This window comes from Pedobacter sp. 01T416_2 (assembly GCF_056398925.1).
Map to the genome: position 1 here is coordinate 1 of NZ_JBFTQI010000406.1, position 5268 is coordinate 5268.

Consider the following 5268-nt stretch of genomic DNA (forward strand, 5'->3'; position numbering starts at 1 on the left):
GTGGATAGACCAAGCGATCGATACCGTTAAAAACGGTAAACGAATTATGGCTTATGGCGGCGATTTCCCGCTAAGTGGCCCGGTTGACGAAAATTTTAGCGATAACGATTTCTGCGTAAAAGGAGTGGTCACCGCCTACCGTGGTATGACGCCAATGGCAGTAGAATTGAAAAAAGTGCATCAATATATCAAAACTACTTTTAACGGTGCCAACCAGATTAATGTAAACAACAGCTATTTCTTTAAAGATATCAGTAATGTGCAGTTAAACTGGGAATTGGTAGAAGATGGACAAGTGATTCAAACTGGCTTGGTAAGTAACCTGAATGTTGGTCCGCGCCAAACACAGCCATTAAGCTTACCATTTAAAACGAATTATGCAGCGGGTAAAGAATATTTCTTAAACGTTCGCTATCGCTTAAAAACAGCTGAGCCATTTTTAGAAAAAGGTTATGAGATTGCTTACGAGCAGATTGCGTTGGCCGGAGCGCCTAAAGCTAATGTTTATAATAGAAACAAGAAATCTTTAAAGATTGAGCAAACTACAGAAAAAGCAGTGGTTAAAGGAAGTGATTTTACCATTACTTTCGATTTAATCAAAGGAATATTAAGCAGTTATATTTCAAAAGGGCAAGAATTATTGGCCTCGGGGCCACAACCTGGATTTTACCGTGCACCAACCGACAACGATATCGGTGCGGGCTTAAATACGAAATTACGTATGTGGCGTAATGTGTATCAGGATAACGGTGCAGGCAATATTAAATCAACTGTAAATTCAACTGCTGATGGCTTTACCCTAACCATTAAATCGTCTCTACTTAAAGGTGATGCAGAAACTACGCAAGAATTTAATGTATCTGCTGATGGTACTGTAAAAGTAAATAATCAATTTAAAGCAGTAACAGGCAACTACAAAAGTTTAATGCGTATCGGTAACGATCTGCAGCTGAAAAATGATTACAGCAATATCCAATGGTATGGTCGTGGGCCGGGAGAAAATTATGTAGATAGAAAAACGGCTTCCTTAATTGGTACTTATAAATCAACGGTTGCAGATCAGTACTTCCCTTATGCACGTCCACAAGAAAGTGGTAATAAAACTGATGTGCGCTGGGTAGCTTTTACCAATAAAGCAGGTAAAGGCTTACGTTTCGAATTTGCCGATCAGTTATTGAGTTTTAATGCATTGCCATATTCAGTCGAGGATTTAGATCCAGAGGCAGAGAAAAAACAATATCACTCTGGCGAACTGGTAAAACGCAACCAGATTTATGTGCACATGGATATGCAGCAATTGGGTGTTCAAGGGATCGATAGCTGGGGTTCTATGCCATTAATTCAATACCAAATCCCGTTTAAAGATTACCAGTACAGCTATTATATCAAACCGATTAAGTAACATACATAGTTCGTCATTCCCAACTCGATTGGGAATCTTAATGCTTTAGCTAGGTTTATATGTTGCATTAAGATTCCCGCCTGCGCGGGAATGACGACCATTTCCTAAAGAATTGCAGAACTTTCTAATCAAAGAATAATATGAAATTTATCAAAATCTGTTTAACCTTACTGTTATTTGCTCAAATCAGCTTTGCACAGGAATCAAAATTAGCTGCTACACCACCAATGGGCTGGATGAGCTGGAACATCATGTCCGAAAATCCGAACGAAAAAGATATTAAAGAAATGGCCGAAGCAATGGTTGCCAGTGGGATGGTGAAAGCAGGCTATCAGTATATTTTTTTAGATGATTGTTGGCAAGGTGGCCGTGATAATAAAAACAAGATTATTGCCGATCCAAAGAAATTTCCTTCTGGCATTAAAGCCCTGGCCGATTACCTACATAACAAAGGGATGAAATTGGGCATCTATTCTGATGCTGCTCCTTTAACCTGTGGTGGTTATACCGCAAGTTTAAATTTCGAAGATCAGGATGCTAAAACTTTTGCTTCATGGGGGATAGATTATTTAAAATACGACTATTGTAATGCCCCAGAGGATGTTGAAACTGCTAAAGCCCGTTATGCTAAAATAGCCCAGGCGCTACGCAAATCGGGTAGAGATATTGTATTGGGAATCTGCGAATGGGGTCCACGCGAACCTTGGAACTGGGGTGCACAGGTTGGCGGACAAAGCTGGCGTACTACTTACGATATCAGAGACAAATGGAATGATGCAGAAGGTAAGGGAGGAGTAGGTATTTACAATGTGATAGATAAAACAGCAGGATTGGCCAGCTTTTCAGGCCCTGGTAGATGGAACGACGGAGATATGTTAGTGGCGGGTTTACACGGCACAAAAGGCCCTTCCTCAGCTTTTAATGGCAAAGGTTGTACCCAAGCTGAATATCAAAGCCAAATGAGTTTATACAGCATGCTTAATTCGCCATTATATGCGAGTTGCGATATCCGTAAAATGGATAATGAAGCAAAAACCATTTTCACAAACCAAGAAGTAATTGCATTAAACCAAGATGCTTTGGGCAAACAGGCCGAAAGAAAAATCAAAACAGATATTTGGGATGTTTTTGTTCGTCCTTTAGCCAATGGAGATTTCGCCATAGCGATATTAAATAAATCGGCATCTGCCCAAAATGCAAAAATAAATTTTACCGAATTAGGCCTGACTGGTAAATATGAGATCAGGGATCTGTGGCAGCATAAAATAATTGGCAAAAATAATAAGTGGAATGGTGAGGTAACTGCTCACGAAACGAAGGTTTTCCGCCTAAAAAAAGTATAACCCCTAAATAACAACAAACCAAACACAAATGAAATCACTATTATCCCTTGCATTAGTAGCAACAGGCTTAAGTACCTTTGCCCAAGATGTAACAAAAGATCCGGCAACAATTGTCATTACACCACAACACACCCTATCTAAAAGCGATACTGCATTTAGAAAAGCCATCGCCAAATGGAGCGATGAAACGTTAAAAAGCACTGATTATAAAAGTATCAAAGCCCAACCTTCAGCAGAGGTTTTTCCAGGTACAGTAAAGACTGGTTTTCAGTTTATAAATAAAACGGTAAGCATCGAGCATAAAAAAATGGCCGATAGTTTAGTGTCTATCGTGTCAACCTTAGGGTATTCTGGTTACGATAATGCAACCATGTACAGTACAGGTTTGTATGCAAAAGCTGGTGAGTATTTAGAAATTGATGTGCCCAAGAACGCCAATGTAAACGAGCTTGAAGTTCAGATTGGTGCGCATAGCGATCGCTTAAACTATTGGGTAGCAGGCAAGGAAGATTGGCGCAGGATGCCAATTATAACCAAGAAACAACAATTGGTAATTGGTAAAAACAGATTAGCGTCTCCTTTCGGTGGACTGATCTACATTAATATTAAACCTAAGGCAGAAAGTAGAAAAATTGATTTCAAAATTAGCCATGCTGTTGCAGCTCCACTTTTTGTGTTGGGTAAAAGCACGCAAAGCGATTGGGAGAGCCAATTAAAAAATAATAAAGCACCTTGGGGCGAGATGGCCACTGAAAATGTGATTTTAACTTTGCCTGATAGTGTATTGCAAACCATCAAAAATCCTGAAGAAGTATTAAAACTATGGGATTTAGTTGTACTTGGAGAATTAGATCTGGCCAATATGCCAGCGCCGTTTTATAGGGCTCAACGGATGGTACCCGATGAACATATTGGCGGAGGATACATGCATAGCGGTTATCCGATTATGATCCACCATTCGCCATCCAGAAAGATGCTCTCGAACGAAATTATGGCCAACCCTGAGTTATTGATGAAACCAAGTAAGGGAGGCGCAAATTGGGGCTTTTTCCACGAAATTGGTCACAACATGCAAAATCTGAACTGGGTTTTTGGTGGAACTACCGAAGTGAGCAATAACTTCTTTTCAATCTATATGTTCGATAGGTTAATGGGCGGACGGGACGATTCACATACTGGTGTATCAAGTGCAAATACGCAAAAGATGATGAAAAAATATTTTGCCGAAGGTGCGAGTTATGAAAAATGGAAAGGTGATGCCTTTTTAGGCCTCATCATGTTCCGCCAGATGCAGGAAGGTTTTGGATGGGAAAGTTTTAAAGCGTTTTTTAAAGAATACCAAAAAATCGGACCAAGTATAGGCAGGTTAAACGATCAGCAAAAACGCGATTTATGGGTAAAAACCTATTCTAATGTGGTAAAAAGAAATTTAGCTCCATTTTTTAATACCTGGGGCGTAGGCATAAGCGAAGAAACACAGAAAGAACTGAGCGTGCTTCGTGCATGGAAGCCTTATAATTTTCCTCCGGTAAACTAACTGTAAGCCATTTTTAATTAACTCAAACCAAATTGTAATGGCAGTAAGTAGAAAAATTGCTTTAAACACAGGCGAACAAGGCGGCAATCAGCTTCATATTTATGAGGTTAACCCGATTATTTTTTATTCTGGTGAAGCAGACGAACTCAATATCGAGCTTTTAGAATTTAATCATGGAGAACTTATCATTAAATCGCTGTCAACTGCCATTTTAAAAGTGAAAGAGTTGCTTATGGAAGATGAAGTCTTTACCATTAAATGGAAACAGAACGCCAAAGGTTTAAGAATTACCCTACCTGATGGCCTGATTAATGATGGGACCAGAGAAAAGTGCACGTTAAAAATTAAGTTTTAGCTTTCCTGACTTCCGAAGTTTAACCACGATATGGCAATGAAACTTCGGAAGTCTTTTGTTTTTAAAACTCATAGGTCTTAAGGGCTGTAGCGTTTTTATTTAAAATCCCGTTTTAGGTAAAAAGTAACAAACGATGAAACGGACGCTATTTATTTTAACTTCAATTGTACTGATTATAAGTCTGATGTGGGCGTGTACAGACCGAGAAGATCCTATGCGAAATGTTGATTCGTCAGAGCTGGATAGACTTTATAAAGACATTGAAAAATCAGCTCAGCAATTTACCTGTGAAAATGCCGGCGAATGGAAATTCACCGCCATTGGATCTAAAGCCTGCGGAGGCGCATCAGGTTATATTGCTTATTCTGTAAAAATAGATGAGAGCACTTTTCTGAAAAAGGTTGAACAATTTACCAAACTACAGGCCGATTACAATCAAAAATGGGGCGTATATTCAGATTGTGCGTTGATAATACAGCCAAAAGGGGTAACCTGCAACAATGGGAAACCTAAGTTTACCTATTAATTTTATCTAAATAATTTACTCCGTCGAGGTTGTATCATAAAGGCGATTTCACCTCATATGGTTGTCATGTTGAGCCTGTCGAAACACCTTAAAGCGTATTTAAGG

5 protein-coding genes are annotated in these 5268 nt (G+C 39.3%); all 5 read left to right on the plus strand.

Annotation, left to right across the window (positions count from 1 at the left end):
* The coding region (locus AC1DPQ_RS16615; RefSeq protein ID WP_477610286.1) for a beta-galactosidase small subunit family protein at positions 1-1402 on the plus strand (1402 nt) is incomplete at its 5' end.
* 140 nt (positions 1403-1542) lie between these two features.
* Positions 1543-2745 carry a glycoside hydrolase family 27 protein gene (locus tag AC1DPQ_RS16620; RefSeq protein ID WP_477580689.1) on the plus strand — a complete coding sequence of 401 codons (1203 nt, stop codon included), beginning with the start codon at positions 1543-1545 and terminating at the stop codon, positions 2743-2745.
* Positions 2746-2773: 28 nt separating this feature from the next.
* Complete coding sequence (locus tag AC1DPQ_RS16625) at positions 2774-4282, plus strand: M60 family metallopeptidase (RefSeq protein ID WP_477580691.1); 1509 nt, start codon at positions 2774-2776, stop codon at positions 4280-4282.
* 37 nt (positions 4283-4319) lie between these two features.
* Positions 4320-4637, plus strand: coding sequence for a hypothetical protein (locus AC1DPQ_RS16630; protein ID WP_477580693.1), 318 nt, complete (start codon positions 4320-4322; stop codon positions 4635-4637).
* Between the two features lie 133 nt (positions 4638-4770).
* Positions 4771-5163, plus strand: a complete 393-nt coding sequence (locus tag AC1DPQ_RS16635; protein ID WP_477580695.1) for a hypothetical protein — start codon at positions 4771-4773, stop codon at positions 5161-5163.
* Positions 5164-5268 lie beyond the last annotated feature (105 nt).

What these genes read in the sequence shown, in the direction of transcription:
- AC1DPQ_RS16620 (WP_477580689.1), top strand. Translation starts at nt 1,543, where the DNA reads ATGAAATTTATCAAAATCTGTTTAACCTTACTGTTATTTGCTCAAATC.
- AC1DPQ_RS16635 (WP_477580695.1), top strand. Translation starts at nt 4,771, where the DNA reads ATGAAACGGACGCTATTTATTTTAACTTCAATTGTACTGATTATAAGT.
- AC1DPQ_RS16630 (WP_477580693.1), top strand. Translation starts at nt 4,320, where the DNA reads ATGGCAGTAAGTAGAAAAATTGCTTTAAACACAGGCGAACAAGGCGGC.
- AC1DPQ_RS16625 (WP_477580691.1), top strand. Translation starts at nt 2,774, where the DNA reads ATGAAATCACTATTATCCCTTGCATTAGTAGCAACAGGCTTAAGTACC.